Source organism: Streptomyces odontotermitis (genome assembly GCF_050510915.1).
GTDB lineage: Bacteria > Actinomycetota > Actinomycetes > Streptomycetales > Streptomycetaceae > Streptomyces.
On sequence record NZ_JBNJLS010000005.1, the window covers coordinates 406,339 to 421,129 of the forward strand.

The 14,791-nt window shown below is 72.0% G+C and carries 15 protein-coding genes; 6 read left to right on the forward strand and 9 right to left on the reverse strand.

Going from position 1 to position 14,791, the window contains the following annotated elements; genetic code table 11:
- Positions 1 to 8: 8 nt before the first annotated feature.
- Positions 9 to 2,831 carry a penicillin acylase family protein gene (locus ACQB60_RS17845; RefSeq protein ID WP_496926964.1) on the reverse strand — a complete coding sequence of 941 codons (2,823 nt, stop codon included), beginning with the start codon at positions 2,829 to 2,831 and terminating at the stop codon, positions 9 to 11.
- A gap of 248 nt (positions 2,832 to 3,079) precedes the next feature.
- Here ACQB60_RS17845 and ACQB60_RS17850 point away from each other — a divergent pair, with 248 nt between their 5' ends.
- On the forward strand, positions 3,080 to 3,688 hold the full coding sequence (locus ACQB60_RS17850; protein WP_496926965.1) for a hypothetical protein: 609 nt from the start codon (positions 3,080 to 3,082) through the stop codon (positions 3,686 to 3,688).
- A gap of 3 nt (positions 3,689 to 3,691) precedes the next feature.
- Here the strand turns inward: ACQB60_RS17850 and ACQB60_RS17855 are convergent, their stop codons facing one another.
- Positions 3,692 to 4,210, reverse strand: coding sequence for a hypothetical protein (locus ACQB60_RS17855; protein ID WP_496926966.1), 519 nt, complete (start codon positions 4,208 to 4,210; stop codon positions 3,692 to 3,694).
- A 55-nt stretch (positions 4,211 to 4,265) separates the two neighbouring features.
- On the opposite strand from ACQB60_RS17855, the gene ACQB60_RS17860 reads away from it, so the two are divergent.
- Entirely contained in the window at positions 4,266 to 5,003 is a 738-nt protein-coding gene (locus tag ACQB60_RS17860; protein WP_496926967.1) for a 3-keto-5-aminohexanoate cleavage protein, read from the forward strand.
- Here the strand turns inward: ACQB60_RS17860 and ACQB60_RS17865 are convergent.
- Positions 4,949 to 5,716: a hypothetical protein gene (locus tag ACQB60_RS17865; protein WP_496926968.1), complete on the reverse strand. Its 768-nt coding sequence runs from the start codon at positions 5,714 to 5,716 to the stop codon at positions 4,949 to 4,951. The genes ACQB60_RS17860 and ACQB60_RS17865 overlap by 55 nt on opposite strands.
- Before the next feature lie 139 nt (positions 5,717 to 5,855).
- Here ACQB60_RS17865 and ACQB60_RS17870 point away from each other — a divergent pair, with 139 nt between their 5' ends.
- A complete protein-coding gene (locus ACQB60_RS17870; protein WP_496926969.1) occupies positions 5,856 to 6,923 on the forward strand; it encodes an RNA ligase (ATP) in 1,068 nt (355 codons plus the stop codon).
- 74 nt (positions 6,924 to 6,997) lie between these two features.
- On the opposite strand, the gene soxR is transcribed toward ACQB60_RS17870, so the two are convergent.
- Positions 6,998 to 7,465 (reverse strand): redox-sensitive transcriptional activator SoxR, encoded by a 468-nt coding sequence (soxR, locus tag ACQB60_RS17875; protein WP_496926970.1) that lies wholly within the window; start codon positions 7,463 to 7,465, stop codon positions 6,998 to 7,000.
- A 104-nt stretch (positions 7,466 to 7,569) separates the two neighbouring features.
- Between soxR and ACQB60_RS17880 the strand changes: the two genes are divergently transcribed.
- A complete protein-coding gene (locus ACQB60_RS17880) occupies positions 7,570 to 8,034 on the forward strand; it encodes a MaoC family dehydratase (protein ID WP_496926971.1) in 465 nt (154 codons plus the stop codon).
- A 12-nt stretch (positions 8,035 to 8,046) separates the two neighbouring features.
- Here ACQB60_RS17880 and ACQB60_RS17885 read toward each other — a convergent pair whose 3' ends face one another.
- The 3 genes from ACQB60_RS17885 to ACQB60_RS17895 form a co-directional block, all read right to left on the reverse strand.
- A complete protein-coding gene (locus ACQB60_RS17885) occupies positions 8,047 to 8,673 on the reverse strand; it encodes a TetR/AcrR family transcriptional regulator (RefSeq protein ID WP_496926972.1) in 627 nt (208 codons plus the stop codon).
- Between the two features lie 83 nt (positions 8,674 to 8,756).
- Positions 8,757 to 9,053 (reverse strand): YiaA/YiaB family inner membrane protein, encoded by a 297-nt coding sequence (locus tag ACQB60_RS17890; RefSeq protein WP_496926973.1) that lies wholly within the window; start codon positions 9,051 to 9,053, stop codon positions 8,757 to 8,759.
- A 118-nt stretch (positions 9,054 to 9,171) separates the two neighbouring features.
- Positions 9,172 to 10,332: an acyl-CoA dehydrogenase family protein gene (locus ACQB60_RS17895; RefSeq protein WP_496926974.1), complete on the reverse strand. Its 1,161-nt coding sequence runs from the start codon at positions 10,330 to 10,332 to the stop codon at positions 9,172 to 9,174.
- A gap of 107 nt (positions 10,333 to 10,439) precedes the next feature.
- Between ACQB60_RS17895 and ACQB60_RS17900 the strand changes: the two genes are divergently transcribed.
- Together ACQB60_RS17900 and ACQB60_RS17905 are read left to right on the forward strand one after the other, a co-directional pair.
- Positions 10,440 to 11,087 carry a TetR/AcrR family transcriptional regulator gene (locus tag ACQB60_RS17900; RefSeq protein WP_384845520.1) on the forward strand — a complete coding sequence of 216 codons (648 nt, stop codon included), beginning with the start codon at positions 10,440 to 10,442 and terminating at the stop codon, positions 11,085 to 11,087.
- A 54-nt stretch (positions 11,088 to 11,141) separates the two neighbouring features.
- Positions 11,142 to 12,086 carry an urea transporter gene (locus ACQB60_RS17905; protein ID WP_496926975.1) on the forward strand — a complete coding sequence of 315 codons (945 nt, stop codon included), beginning with the start codon at positions 11,142 to 11,144 and terminating at the stop codon, positions 12,084 to 12,086.
- A gap of 85 nt (positions 12,087 to 12,171) precedes the next feature.
- Here the strand turns inward: ACQB60_RS17905 and ACQB60_RS17910 are convergent, their stop codons facing one another.
- Together ACQB60_RS17910 and ACQB60_RS17915 are read right to left on the reverse strand one after the other, a co-directional pair.
- Positions 12,172 to 13,254, reverse strand: a complete 1,083-nt coding sequence (locus ACQB60_RS17910) for a Zn-dependent alcohol dehydrogenase (RefSeq protein ID WP_496926976.1) — start codon at positions 13,252 to 13,254, stop codon at positions 12,172 to 12,174.
- 84 nt (positions 13,255 to 13,338) lie between these two features.
- Positions 13,339 to 14,727 carry an aldehyde dehydrogenase family protein gene (locus ACQB60_RS17915; protein WP_496926977.1) on the reverse strand — a complete coding sequence of 463 codons (1,389 nt, stop codon included), beginning with the start codon at positions 14,725 to 14,727 and terminating at the stop codon, positions 13,339 to 13,341.
- Positions 14,728 to 14,791: the final 64 nt, after the last annotated feature.

The following is a 14,791-nucleotide window of genomic DNA, read 5'->3' on the forward strand; positions in this document are numbered from 1 at the left end:
CGACCTGCTCAGCGGTGCTGCGGGAACTCCACCACCTGCTGGTACGTCGGCCGGTTCTGCCACTGGATCGCGCGGTGCGTGATGCCGCCGAGGGCGCGGTGGATCACCGTGTCCGCGCACCACTGGTCACCGGCCTTGCAGCTGTCGTCGCCGGGGTAGACCTCGGTGGCGGGCTTGGCGGCGGCCCGGCCGAGCGTGGCGGCAAGCCCGTCGCGGCAGGCGTCGAGTTTGCCGCCGCCGCAGTAGACGTCGGCGAGCTTGCCCTTGACGGGCTCGCCGAGGACGGTCCGCAGGTCCTTGTCGGCGTAGCTCCACCAGCCGTTCTGGAAGGCCGATCCGGCGTGCGCGCCGGTGGGCCCGTGGGCGGCGGAGGGAGACTCGTCGACGGGCAGCCGGGAGCCGAACGCGTCGTACAGCTCCTTGCCGAGGCCCGGCTTGAACTCGGCCTCGATCAGCAGCGGCCACCAGGCGTCCATGATGCGCACGGCGTCGGCGTGGGCGTAGGTCCTGGAGCCGGCGGCCGTCTGGTTGCGCGGGGCGCCCGCCTTCTGCCATGCCTCCAACTGCCGGACGGCCTGCGCGAGTTGCGGGTCGTCGACGGGCTTGCTGCGCAGCACCTTCAGGAGCTCGGGCAGGACTTGTTCGCCGCGCAGGTCGGTGATCGCGGCCTCCGCCATGGCCCGGGTCAGCGAGGCGCGGGTGACGCCGCCCTCCTGGGTGAGCTTCTTGACGCGGCCGTCGAGGAGGTCGCCGCGGTGCACGGAGCCGAGGCCGAAGCCGGAGGTGCTGTAGTCGTTCGCCTGCTTGTTGTTCCAGGAGATGTAGTAGTCCTGGCCGATCGACTGCGGGTGTTCGGCGGGCGGGGTCTGCGCCGAGGTGTTGTCCTTCGGGTCGAAGTCCTTCCACTCGTACGCCTGTTGGCCCTGGACCGGGAAGGTCGGGTCGACGTCGGCGGCCCGCTGCGGGTTGGCGCCGCTGTTGTAGTAGGCGATGTCACGGGAGTCGGCGTAGAACCAGTTGAAGGCGTAGCTGATGTGCTGGGCGGCCTTCTGGAACGACGCGGCGTCCTGCACGTACGAGGGGTCGTTGAACATCTGGAAGCCGATGATCGAGTCGGCCTCGTGGCGGTAGGTGGAGCGGAGCGAGACATAGGCGACGGGCTTGCCGCCGACGGTCGCGCGGTGCGTCACGATGCCGTACTTGGTGCGGAAGACCTGCATCCGGTACGAGCCCGCGGCGGTGGAGTCGGCGAGCGTCGGCTGCCACGCGTTCTTGCGTTCCAGCTTCTCCATCGGGGTGCAAGTGCCGCGGTACAGATAGCTCGTCGACTGCTTCGTGGGCGTGCCGCCGCCCGGTTCGCACAGCTCCAGGGCGTAGGTGTCGGTGATGTCCTGCCCGGCGGAGGTGGCCGACCAGGCGTAGTCCTGGCCGCGGCCGAGCTGGACGTACATGCCGACGCCCGCGAAGGAGACGCCGCGCGCGCTGATCCCGGGCCCCTGGAGCTCCTGCTGCATCAGCAGCTGGGGCGCGAAGTAGCCGGTCTGCGGGCCGAAGACGGCGACGGGGTGGCCGCTCGCCGTGTGCTTGCCGGAGACGAGCAGGGCGTTGGACATGCCCTTCTTGGCGCCGTCCTGGCGGAACAGGTCGCCGGGCAGCACGCCCTTGTCGTACATGCCCTGCAGCGGCTTGAGCTTCCCCGGCGCCTTCACGGGGTCCTTCGCGGCGGGCGTCTTCGCGCCGCCCTCCCGGTCGTAGACGAGCTGTTCGCGTTCGACGGAGCCGGGGTCGGGCAGGGCCGTGCCGCGCGCCTTCTCGGGCCTGCCCGCGTACGGGAAGCTGGAGCCGTCGTGGACGGTCTGCACGGCTTCGGGGTCGTTGCGCTCGCGGAAGGACTCCCAGACCTCGGTGCCCTTCTCGACGCCGTACTTCTGCTGGGCGGAGAGCAGCGAGAGCGCGTTGTCGACCTCTCCCCCGCCGCCGTTGCCGAAGAGGCCGCCGACGACGGAGGCCAGGGCGATCATGTCGGTGACCTTGAAGGGCTGGATCTCGCCGGCGTTGGTGACGGCGTCGATCTTGCCGGTGAGGACGTACTCGCCGGGGAAGTAGCGGCCGTTCTTCGACTTCACGCGATAGGCGTTGAGCCCGTCGACGTATGCCTGGGCGTCCTCCATGGCCTGCTTGCCGCGCTCGCCGGAGGTCGACTTGATGTACTCGACCTGCCGTTGCAGGTCCTCCTCGGTGTACGGGGCCTGCGGCCAGAACTCCTGCTCCAGGCCCTGGTTGGCGAGGGCGCCGCCCGCGAACGAGGTGAGCTCGCCGCGCCCGATGTGCCGGAACAGGTCGATGAGCCACATCCGGTCCTGCCCGGCGGCGAAGCCCGCGCCGAACTCGGTGCCGTAGCGCGTCGTGCCCTTGATGTGCGGAATCCCGTACTTCTTGTCGCGGGTGATCGTCACGTCGTCGCGGGGCCTGGTGACGGAGGCGGCCTGGCCCTCGGGGACGCCGAAGGACGAGTCGTTGAAGAACTCGGTGAGTTTGGCGTCGGTGAGGGAGGGATAGCCGGAGGAGAGCGCGTCGTAGGGGCCGACCTGGTCGTCGGCGTGGCCGGGCTGGGTGCCGAGGAGCTTGTGGGCGAGGATCTCGGCGAGCGTCGCACTGCCGTTGGCGCCCGGCGGCAGGATGTCGGCGCACTGTCCGGCGCAGTAGTCGGAGTTCGCCGGCGGCTCCGGTTCCGCCGCTCCCGCCCCGGGCTGAGGCGTCAGAAGGGAGGCCCCGAGGGTGAGTGCCGCGGCCGCGGTGAGGGTTCTGAGCTTGACGATGCGTCGTCGCATGACTGCTCCTGTGACTGCTCCTGCGGATCCTGTGGAAGGACGATGCGGCGGAGGTTACTTGCGAGTTGACGAGGCCGAAAGATGAACATGCGTCGCCTTTTCCGAATCACCACAACGTCGCAGGTGACGGGCACCGTCTCGGACTTCTCATGGAACTCTCACGAAATCCGACGCCGGATCGGGAGCCGATTGGCGTGTCGATACGTCTACTCGGCAACGTCTGAGTTCGTTGACGGAGGTGCAGGGCGATGGCCGGATTCCGGAGTCTCGCGAGACAGGTGCGCGACGCACAGAGCGACCTGGCGCTGCGGCGGTACTCGCTGCGCAAGTGCCTCGAGCGGTTCGCTCCCTACGGCCACCGGGCGACCTGGGACCATCTGAGCTCCCGCGCGGGGTTCGACCCCGAGGACCGGTCGCCCGATCCGACGCGGCTGGTGGCCGCGCTCGACGAGTTGGAGGCGGCGCGCGCGGTCTGGCTCTCGTACGAGGAGAGCTTCGCGGAGCGGCGCCGCAAGGAGAAGCACGACGGCCTGCGGCGGCCGGGCAGTTTCGACGACTGGCACCGCTGTACCTGGGGAGGTTTCGGGGTCGCCTGGTGCGACGACCCCGGTGTCCACCCGGCCGAGCCCCTCGCCGAAGTGCTGCGCCGACTGATCACGGCGCTGGAACGGGAGCCGGGCGCGGCCTGCCCCGTCTGCGCGAGCAGCTCCCTGGTGTGGAAGCACGGGCTCGCGCACGAGCCGAGCGAGGGCCCGGTGTGCACGCACTGCGGCATCGTGGTGCCGGACCCGGTGCTCACCCCGGCGGCCGTCAGCCGGGCGCGGGCGCGCCCGATGCGCCCGCTGGTCTCCGCGTGAACGTCATGGGGTGGCGACGTCGGTGTGGATGGCCAGTTTGAACTCGGCCAGCATGAGCGGCGCGGCGATCCTCACATCGCCCGCGCCGCGCGCCGAGATCTTGAGCCCGACCGGCGTCTGCGGATGCACGAACATCTGCCACACGTACGAGCGGTACTGACCGCCCCGGGTGGGCGCGATGTCGGTGGTGGCCGTCGAGTCGTAGCCGGTGGAGTGCGACAGCGGATCACGCACGAACCGCGACCGGTACTCGGCGGGCCTGCTGTCCGCCTCCCAGAAGACCAGCGCCGTCAGGGTGCCCCACCCGTCGTGGCTGGGCCAGATCAGACCGGAGCGGGCGTCCGGGAACTTCGACGGCGACGTGCCGCCGCGCGCCGGGTCGTGCATGTTCCACGGGTCGTACGACTCCTCGGCCGCGGCGTACGGGAAGCGGACCAGGTGGTACCCGTCGCTGTCGTAGGTGATCTTCTGCGGTCCGGTGCGTGCGGCTTCCCACTTCAGTGAGCAGATGGCGAGTGACATCGGCGTCCCCCTGAGTCCCTGACGGGTGTTGGGTTCCCTGTGTTCTCCTGTACGCATGGTGCGATGGATCCAGCTCTGTGCGAACGGCCCTCGCGGTGCGGAGGACGGTGCGGCGGTGCCCCTGTCGCCCGGTGACCTCGGACGGTCCGTGGCCGAGGCGGTCGAGGCGGGCGCGTGTGATGTGCACGTTCACCCCAAGTCCCCTTGTGGTCAAGACACGTTGGCGCCGCGTGCGGTTGCGGAGACGCTCGCAGCGGTACGGGCGGTGACCACGGTGCCGGTCGGGGTCACGACGGGCGCGTGGGCCGAGGCGGACCCCGAGGAGCGGGTGGCACGGGTGCGTTCCTGGACCGTCCTGCCCGACCACGCGTCGGTCAACTGGCACGAGCCGGGCGCGGAGTCCGTGGCACGGGCGCTCCTCGAGCGGGGCGTCGGGGTGGAGGCGGGGCTGTGGTCCGGGACGGACGGGGCGGAGCTCTTCGCGCGATCGCCGTTGCGCGGGCGGGTGTTGCGGGTCCTCGCGGAGGTGATGGACCCCGACCCCGAGACGGCGACGGTCTCCGCCCGCGCGCTGCTCACCGCGATCGGCCCGACCGAGGGCCGGCCCGTCCTGCTGCACGGCCAGGACGGCAGCGCCTGGCCGGTGCTCGACCTCGCCGCCCGCCTCGACCTGCTCACCCGGATCGGTCTGGAGGACACCCTGCTCCTGCCGGACGGGCAACCCGCCCCATCCAACGCTCAGTTGGTGGCCTCGGGACTCTCCCAGTACGAATCGGCCCACCGCTCCTCGTAGGGCAGCCCGAGCAGCCGCACCCGGGTGCACAGCCCCTCGTCCGCGCCCACGGCGCGCAACCGGTCCGGCCCGTGCGCGCTCAGCCATGCCTGCAGCTCGGCGACGGGCTCGGGCCGGTAGGCGAACTCCGGGGCGTCCGGGTCCGGCCAGTACCACCAGGGAAGGGTCAAGCCCGGCACGTCACTGAGCAGGTCCTCCATCCACGCGCCGGTCGCCCGCAGGAGCAGCCTGTCGGCCCGCCCGCCGACCGGCTGCCGCGCCCAGCGCTCCAGCAGGGGCGTGAGGGTGCCGCCCATGTCGGCACAGACCGCGAACACGTCGGCGATGTCGTACGGGGACGCGTCGTCCTCCAGGAACGCCGCCCACCAGGCGTCGATGAACTCCCGTATCGCGTCGGCCTGGTGCGGCGGCCAGTCCGGCCACCCCACCTGCCCCAGCCCGTTGGCTCCGTAGCCGAGCCCTTCGAACCGTCCGGCCGCGAGGAACTCGGCGAACTGCGGGAGCAGCCTGCGGAGCACGGCCGCGTGGTCGTCGAAGTGGTCGGGCACCTCGTGGAAGAACTGGACCAACAGATCCTCGGGCAGGGCCACTTCGGGGACCCGGAGCAGGGCGATGTCCTGCTCGCCGTAGCAGTGGGTGCAGCCGCGCTCGTGCGCGGCCGCGGTGAGACCGGCGAAGACGGAGCGGATGCGGGCGAGGGAGGCACCGAGCACGGTGGATCCTGACGTGACTCCGGCGGCGGAGGCGGCCGAAGAGCGCGACGCTACCAGACACATTTTCGGTGGCCACCTCGATTCCCGGCGGGGACAGTGGGCGTGATGAAACACGCCACGTGAACCAGGAGCCGAAACCATGTCGACGCTGCGCGTCACCGCCGAAGTGCTGACCGTCCACGAGCACCCGGGCGCCGACGCCCTCGAACTGGCCCAGGTCGGCCTCTACCGGGCCGTCGTCGCGAAGGGCGCCTACCGCACCGGCGAGAGCGCCGTCTACATTCCCGAACAGGCCGTCCTGCCCGCCGAGTTGATCGAGGAGCTGGGGCTCACCGGGCGGCTCGCGGGCGGCAACCGGAACCGGGTGAAGGCGGTGCGGCTGCGCGGTGAGCTGTCGCAGGGCATCGTCTGCCGGCCGCGCGCGCTCGCCGGCGTGGACCTGGCCGCCGCGGCCGCCGCGGGCACCGACTTCGCCGGACTGCTCGGCGTCACCAAGTGGGTGCCGCCCGTGCCGCCCATGATGGACGGGGACGTCGAGGCCGCCCCCGACCTGCTGCCCTGGGTGGACATCGAGAACATCCAGCGGCACCCGAAGATCTTCGAGGACGGTGAGCCCGTCGTGCTCACCGAGAAGCTGCACGGGTCCGCCTGTCTGCTCACCTACTTCGCGGACGACGGGCGGGTGCAGGTCTCCTCGAAGGGGTTCGGCGCCAAGCGGCTCGCCCTGAAGGAGGACGCGCGCAATCTGTACTGGCGCGCGGTCACCGGGCACGGCGTCGCCGCCGCGGCGGCCCGGCTCGCCGACCGCCTCGGCGCCCGCCGGGTCGGCGTCTTCGGCGAGGTGTACGGGGCGGGCGTGCAGGACCTCACCTACGGGGCCGACGGGCGCAGGGACACCCTCGGCTACGCCGTGTTCGACGTCAGCGCGGAGATCGACGGCACGGTGCGCTGGCTCGACGCGCAGTCGCTGCTCGAGGGTGAACTGCCCCTCGTACCACGGCTGTACGAGGGCCCGTACGACGCCGGGCACGTGCTGGAGGTCGCCTCCGGGCGGGAGACCGTCTCCGGGGACGCCCTGCATGTGCGGGAAGGGGTCGTGATCCGGCCGGGCGTGGAGCGGTACAGCTCCGTGACCGGCGGGCGGGCCATCGCGAAGGCCGTCAGTCCCGCCTATCTGACGCGGAGGGGCGGGACCGAGTACGAGTGAGACGGCCTCACGCGGCCCACGCGACCGAGCGCGGCCGGGTGCCGGGCGGGCGCCCGACAGGCGCCGGACGGCGGCTACGTGGCCGTCCGGCGCTCGCCGAGCAGGCGCGAACCCGTCAGCTGCTCGCCGAACACGTCGTCCGGGTTCGACAGCACGCAGGTCTCCAGAGAGAGGCAGCCGCAGCCGATGCAGTCGGTCAGGTGGTCGCGCAGGCGGCCCAACTGCTTGATCCGCTCGTCGAGTTCCGTGCGCCACAGCTCCGAGAGGCGCGCCCAGTCCTCGCGGGTGGGGGTGCGCTCCTCGGGGAGCTCGTCGAGCGCCTCGCGGATCGTGGCGAGCGGGATGCCCACGCGCTGGGCGGCCCGCACGAAGGCGACCCGGCGCAGGGTGTCGCGGTGGAAGCGGCGCTGGTTGCCCGAGGTGCGGCGGCTGCTGATCAGGCCCTTGGACTCGTAGAAGTGCAGGGCGGAGACGGCGGCGCCGCTGCGCGCCGACAGCTGGCCGACGGTGAGCTCGTGGACCTTCTCTGGGATCTGGGGCACCCCTCGAACCCTAATGGCTGCTCCGTTGACATGGATCGGCCCACCCCGCATGCTGAGCAAGCGCTTAGTACGCGTACGCCGCATACGTTGAGGAGGCCGGGAACATGGCAGAGCCGAGGATCTTCGCGTCGCCCGAGGAGCTGCGCGCCGGAGTCGGCGAGCAGCTCGGGCACAGCGACTGGCTGGAGGTCGACCAGAAGCGGATCGACCTGTTCGCGGACGCCACGGGCGACCACCAGTGGATCCACGTCGACGCGGAGAAGGCGGCCGCCGGACCCTTCGGCACGACCATCGCGCACGGCTATCTGACGCTGTCCCTGCTCCCCTCCCTGGTGCCGCAGGTGATGCGGGTCGAGGGCATGAAGATGGGCATCAACTACGGCACGAACAAGGTCCGTTTCCCCTCCCCCGTACCGGTCGGCTCGCGCCTTCGCGCGAGCGCCGTGCTCACGGAGGTGACGGCGACGAAGGACGGCGGCGTGCAGGTGACGGCGACCGTGACCGTCGAGCGCGAGGGCGGCGACAAGCCCGCGTGCGTGGCCGAGTCGGTGTCGCGCTACTACTTCTGAACCGCTTCCCGACTACTTCTGCGCGCCCACCATGCGCAGCACGAGGTCGGCGTAGAGCGCGCCGACCTCGTCGGGCGTCCGGCGGCCCGCGGTGTTGAACCAGCGGGCCACGTCGATGCAGAGGGAGAGCACCGCGAGGGTGGTGCCGGGGACGTTCGGGACGTCGAACTCCCCCGCCCGCACGCCGTCGTTGATGATGTCGCGCACCGCGGCGTCCGACTGGCGGCGCAGCGCCACGATCTCCGTGCGGTGCTCCTCGCCGAGGGCGTCGAGCTCGTACTGGACCACGCGCGCGGTGGTGTGGTGGGCGGCGTGCCAGCCGACGAAGGAGCGCACGGCGGCCGCGAGGCGCTCGGCGGCGCTGCCCGGCGCGTCCACCGCGGTCCGCAGGATGTCGAGGGCCTTGTCGTGGCCGATCCTGCTGATGCGGTGGAGCAGCTCTTCCTTCGTCTTGTAGTGGATGTAGAGGGCGGCCGGGCTCATCCCCGCGCGGCCCGCGATGTCGCGGGTCGTCGTCGCGTGATAGCCGCGCTCGGCGAACGCCTCGACGGCGGCGACCAGCAGCCGCCGGGCCGCGTCCGGGGTGACCTCGGCCCACGGCTGGTCGTCGCCGTGGGTCTCCTCCGGCGCTGCTTCCATGTGCCCTGCTCCTTCTGCCGCCATCGGACAGACACCATACACGGAAGCTGAGCAAGCGCTTAGGGGACGGCGGAGGGAACGGGTCAGGAGGTCTTGAAGGGGTCGTGGTCGGCGAGGATCTTCTCCAGGCGGGCCTGGTCGACCCTGCTGACGATCTGGTCGGCCTCCTGCCGGTCGCGGACCACCTTGGCGAGCGTGAACGCGGAGGTCGTCAGGTAGAGGACGGCGATGGCGAGGAAGGCGCGGATCCACGCGCTGACGTCCAGCTGGTAGATGCCGATCGCCACCGCGGCGAGCGCGATGGCGAACGAAGCGATGGCCTGGCCGTAGTACGCGGTGGTGGTCTGCTGCTTGACGGGCGTCTCAGTCGTGGTGGTCACGGCGAAGAGCATGGCCCGCGGGGGCGCCCCGCTCCATCCGCTCGCATACTCAGTCCGTACTCAACTCCCCTGCGCGGACGGGCGGTCGGAGCGCCCGGCCAGAAGGCGGAGACCCCCGTCAGAAGGCGGAGACCCCCGTCAGGGCGCGGCCGATGACGAGCTTCTGGATCTGGCTCGTGCCCTCGTACAAGGTCATCACGCGGGCGTCGCGCAGCAGCTTGCCGACCGGGTACTCGTCGATGTAGCCGTAGCCGCCGAAGACCTGAAGGGCGTTGTTGGCGGCGCGCACCGCGGCCTCCGAGGCGAAGAGCTTGGCCTTCGAGGACTCGGCCTGGAAGGGCAGCCCGCGGTCGATGAGGTCGGCCACGCGCCAGGTGAGCAGGCGGGCCGCGTCCAGGTCCACGGAGATGTCGCTGAGCAGCTCCTGGACGAGCTGGTGGTGGGCGATGCTCTTGCCGAACTGCTCGCGCTGGGTCGCGTACGTCACCGCGGCGTCGAGCGCGGCCTGCGCGATGCCGACGCAGCCCGCCGCCACCGACATCCGGCCCTTGGCGAGCGCGGACATGGCCACGGAGAAGCCCTTGCCCTCGGGCGCCAGCATCGCGCTCGCGGGCACCCGCACGTCCTCCAGGACCAGCTCGGCGGTGGCCTGGCCGCGCAGGCCGAGCTTGCCGTGGACGGTGTGCCGGGTCAGGCCCGGGGTGTCGGTCGGCACGAGGAAGGCGGAGACGCCCTTGTGGCCGGGGGCGTCGGTGGAGCGCGCGAAGAGCAGCACGACGTCGGCCCAGGTGCCGTTCGTGATGAACATCTTGGTGCCGTTGATGACCCAGTCCCCGTCGGCCCCGCCGTCGCGCACGGCCCTCGTCGCGAGGTTTCCCGCGTCGGAGCCGGTGCCAGGTTCGGTGAGCCCGAAGCAGCCGACCAGCTCCCCGGCGGTGAGCCCGGGCAGCCAGCGGCGCTTCTGCTCCTCGCTGCCCCAGGAGGCGATGGTCTTGGCGACCAGGCCGAGCGAGACGGAGACGATGCCGCGCACCGAGGAGTCGCCCCGGCCTAGCTCCTCCGTGACCAGGCAGTACGCGAGGTGGTCGCCGCCCGAGCCGCCGTACTCCTCGTCGACGGTGAGGCCGAGGAAGCCGACCTCGCCGAGCTTCTTCACGATCGACCGGTCGACGCTCTCGGCGCGGTCCCACGCGATGACGTGCGGGGCGATCTCGCGGTCCACGAAGTCCTTGGCGAGCCTGCGGACGGCGGTCTGCTCCTCGCTGAGCTCCAGGTTCATCGTGGGCACCCCTTCACGGATCGTGGCTCGTCGGCAGCGCGGGACGCCGTCCGCCGAGAGTTAAATTAGCACTGCTAGTTTCAGGCGGCAGCCCTACTATGTGCCGCATGGCCCGACCGCGCAAGCCCCTCCTCAGCCGAGACCGGATCGTGGACGCGGCGCGCGCCCTCGTGGACACGGAGGGACTCGCGGCCGTCTCCACGCGCCGCCTCGCCGCCGAACTCGGCGTGAGCGGGCCGTCCCTCTACAACCACTTCCGCACCAAGGACCAGATCCTGGAGGCGGTGGCGGACTCGGTGAGCGCCCAGGTCGACCTGTCGATGTTCGAACCGGGCGACGGGCGCGACTGGCGCACCGCGCTGCACGACTGGGCGGTCTCCTACCGCGACGCCCTCACCCGGCACCCCCACATCGTCCCGGTCCTCGCACAGGGCCCGGGGCGCCGCCCGGCCGGACTCCGGCTCGCGGACGCGATGTTCGGGGCGATGGTCGACGCGGGCTGGCCCGCCGCGCAGGCCACCTCCATCGGCGCGCTGATGCGGTACTTCATCATGGGCTCCGCGCTCGGCTCCTTCGCCGGGGGCTTCGTGGACGACGAGACGGCCTACGACCCCGCCGACTACCCCCACCTGGGCCAGGCCCATCTGCTCGCCGAGCGCCAGGAGTTGATCGACGAGCGGGCCTTCGAGACGGGGCTCACCGCGCTGCTCGACGGCCTCGCGGTGCAGTTCGAGCAGGTGCGCGTGCTCACGTAGATGTACGATGCATCCACCTTGCGGGGAAACATGGATGCAACACGGGGGTGGGCCGTGCGGTGCTCAACCGGCGCCAGTGGGACGGCCTTTGGCGCCCAGGTCCTGCGCGGACAGGCGCAGGTCGTCTTCCAGCCGAGCGTCGCGGCGGGCGCGGTGTTCTGCGCCGCGCTCTTCGCCGCCGGGTGGCGGTACGGGCTCTACGCGCTCGGCGGGGCGGCCGTCGGCACCGCGACGGCCCGGCTGCTGGGGGCGCCGGACGACCGGGTGGGCGCGGGCCTCGAAGGGTTCAACGCCTGCCTCACCGCGCTGTGCTGCGCGGTGTTCCTCGGCGCCGGACATCCGTCGACGGTGCTGCTCGCGGTGGTGGGCTGCGCCGTCGTCACGGTCGTGACGGCCGCCGTGGGCCGTCTCCTCGGGGCCTGGGGGCTGCCCTCGCTGACCCTCCCCTACTGTCTGCTCGCGAGCGTCCTCACGGTCGGGGCGCCGGGGTTCGAGCGGGTCTGGCACGGGGGCGCCGGGTCCGCCGCGCTCAGCGGACCGGCGACGGGGCCCACGCACCTCCGACTCCCCGACCTGGCCCGGGGGTTCTTCGCGGGCTTCGCCCAGATCTTCTTCATGCCGCAGTGGTACGTCGGCGCGATCCTGCTCGCCGGGCTCTTCGTGGCGAGCAGGCGGGCGGGGGCCGTGGCGTGCCTGGGGAGCGCCGTCGGGATCTGCTCCGCGTGGGCTCTCGGTGCGCCCGCGGAGCAGGTCGCCGACGGGTCGATGGGATACAACTCGGTGCTCGTCGCGGTGGCGTTGTGCGGGGTGTTCCTGCCGGTGCGGGGGGCGAGCCTCGCGTACGCCGTGGTGGGTGCCGTGACCGCTGCGGCGGTCACCCCTGCCGTGGGGGCCCTCTTCTCTCCCTCGGGCGGGCACACGTTCACGTGGCCGTTCGTTCTGACCACGCTGACCTTCCTCGCGGGGGCGGGGTCGTTCAAGCGGCTGTCGTACCCGTGAAAACGAGCCCCCCCGTGAGGACGGGCACGAGCCACCCGTGCGGACGGGCCGAGAACAGCCCGTCCGCACGGGTACGCGGAGGGGCCTAGAACACCACCAGCGCACGCCCTCCCTTGCCTGCCTCCATGTTCGCGAACGCCCCCGGGATGTCCTCAAGCCCGATCCGGTCCGTCACCAGCGCGCCCAGGTCCAGCCGCCCCGCCCGCACGTGCTCCGCGAGCACCGGCAGGTCCGCCGACGGGTCGGAGTTGCCGTAGACGCAGCCCGACAGGGTGCGGCCCCAGTGGAAGATCTCCAGGGCGTTGAACGTGACCTGCTGGTCCTTGCCGCCGATGCCGACCACCGTCGTGCGGCCGCCGCGGCGGGTCGACTCCCACGCCGTGCGGATGGTGACCGCGCGGCCCACGCACTCGACGGCGACGTCCACGCCCTCGCCGCCCGTCAGCTTGCGGATCTCCTTGGCCGTCGTGTCGGAGGCCACCACGTAGTCCGTGGCGCCCGCCGAGCGGGCCAGGTCCTCCTTCGCCGGGGAGACGTCGACCGCCACGATCCGCTCGGCGCCCGCGATCCGGGCCGCCTGGAGCGTGGCGAGGCCGACGCCGCCGGCCCCGTACACCGCGACCGTCTCTCCCGTGCGTACGCGCGCCGCGTGGTGCACGGCGCCGTAGCCGGTGAGGACCGCGCAGCCGAGGAGGGCCGCGTCGGTGAGCGGGACGCCCTCGGGGAGCGGCAGGACGCAGTTGGCGGCGACGACCGTCTCCTCGGCGAACGCGGCGACGTTCAGGCCCGGGTGGAGGTCCGTGCCGTCCGTGGCGCGGCGGGCGTAGACGTTCGCCGCGCCGGTGAGGGCGTTGCCGCAGAGCCATACCTCGCCGCGCGCGCAGGCCGGGCAACTGCCGCACGAAGGGGCCCAGTTGAGGACGACCGGGTCGCCGGGGGCCACCGACGTGACGCCCTCGCCGACCGAGACGACCGTGCCCGCGCCCTCGTGGCCGAGGACGGCGGGGACCGGGACGCGCATGGTGCCGTTGGTCAGGGACAGGTCGGAGTGGCAGACCCCGGCGGCGGCGAGGCGGACCCGCACCTGGCCCGGGCCCGGCTCGGGCAGGTCGATCTCGGTGATCTCCAGGGGAGAGCCGACGGCGGGCAGGACTGCGGCGCGGACCACGTTTTCGTACTCCTTGTGACGTGTCGGGAAGCGTGTCGGGACAGGGGTCTTCAGGACGGGAGGGACTCCAGGACGGGAGGGACTTCAGAACTGGAGGGACTTCGTCTGGAGGTACTCGGCCAGGCCGTGCGCGCCCAGCTCGCGGCCGACGCCCGACTGCTTGTAACCCCCGAACGGGGCCACGGGGTTGAAGCCGCCGCCGTTGATGTCGACCTGGCCGGTGTCCATGCGGCGGGCGAACGCCACCGCCTCCGCCTCGTCTGCCGCCCAGACCGCGCCCGCGAGCCCGTACACCGTGCCGTTGGCGATGCGCAGGGCGTCGGCCTCGTCCTCGTACTTGATGAGCGAGACGACCGGGCCGAAGATCTCCTCCTGCGCGATGGTCATCTCGGGCCGGACGTCGGCGAAGACGGTCGGGCTCACGTAGTAGCCCCGCTCCTGCGGGGGCGTGGAGCCGCCCGCGACGACGCGGGCGCCCTCGGCGGCGCCCTGGTCGATGTAGCCGCGCACGCGCGCGTGCTGCTTGGCGTTGACGACGGGGCCGATGCGGTCGCCGTACTTGGCGGCGGCCGCCGCGGCGAGCTCCACCGCCTCGTCGTACTGGTCGGCGTGGACCAGCATGCGGGTCCAGGCACTGCACGTCTGGCCGGAGTTGGACATCACGTTGGCCACGCCGACGTTCACGGCCTTGGCCAGGTCGGCGCCGGGCAGGATCACGTTCGCGGACTTGCCGCCGAGCTCCAGGGCGACGCGCTTGACGGCCGCGCCCGCGACCGCGCCGATCTGCCGCCCGACCGCCGTCGAGCCGGTGAAGGAGACCAGGTCGACGCCCGGGTGCTCGGCCACGGCCTGCCCGGCCACCGGCCCGAGCCCGGTGACGAGGTTGAAGACCCCGGCGGGCACCCCCGCCTCGTGCGCGACCTCGGCGAAGAGCTGGGCGGTCAGCGGGGTGTCCTCGGCGGGCTTGAGGACGATGGTGCAGCCCGCGGCGAGGGCGGGCGCGACCTTGGCGACGATCTGGTGCAGCGGGTAGTTCCAGGGCGTGATGGCGCCGACGACGCCCACCGGCTCCGCGTACACCGTGGAGTTGCCGACCTTCTCCTCGAAGGCGTACGAGGCGGCGAGCTCCGCGTACGAACCGGCGACCAGGATCGGCACGCCCGCGTGCACCATCTGCGAGAACGGCAGCGGCGCGCCGAGCTCGGCGGTGACGGTCTCGGCGATCTCGTCCTTGCGGGCGACGAGCTGGTCGCGCAGGGCGGTGAGGATCGCGGCACGCGCGGCGGGCGGGGTCGCGGCCCAGCCGGGCAGCGCCTCGCGGGCGGCGCGCACGGCCTCGTCGACATCGGCGGCCGTGCCCGCCGGCACGTGGCCGATGACCTGCTCGTCGACGGGGTTCACGACCGCGATCGTGTCCGTGCCCGCCGCGGGCCGCCAGGCGCCGCCGATGTACATCCCGTCGTGAGCCTTCATCGCTGTCCTCTCGATAGTCGTCCGCCGCCCAAACTAGCGCCGATAGTTTTCTGACACCAGGGCC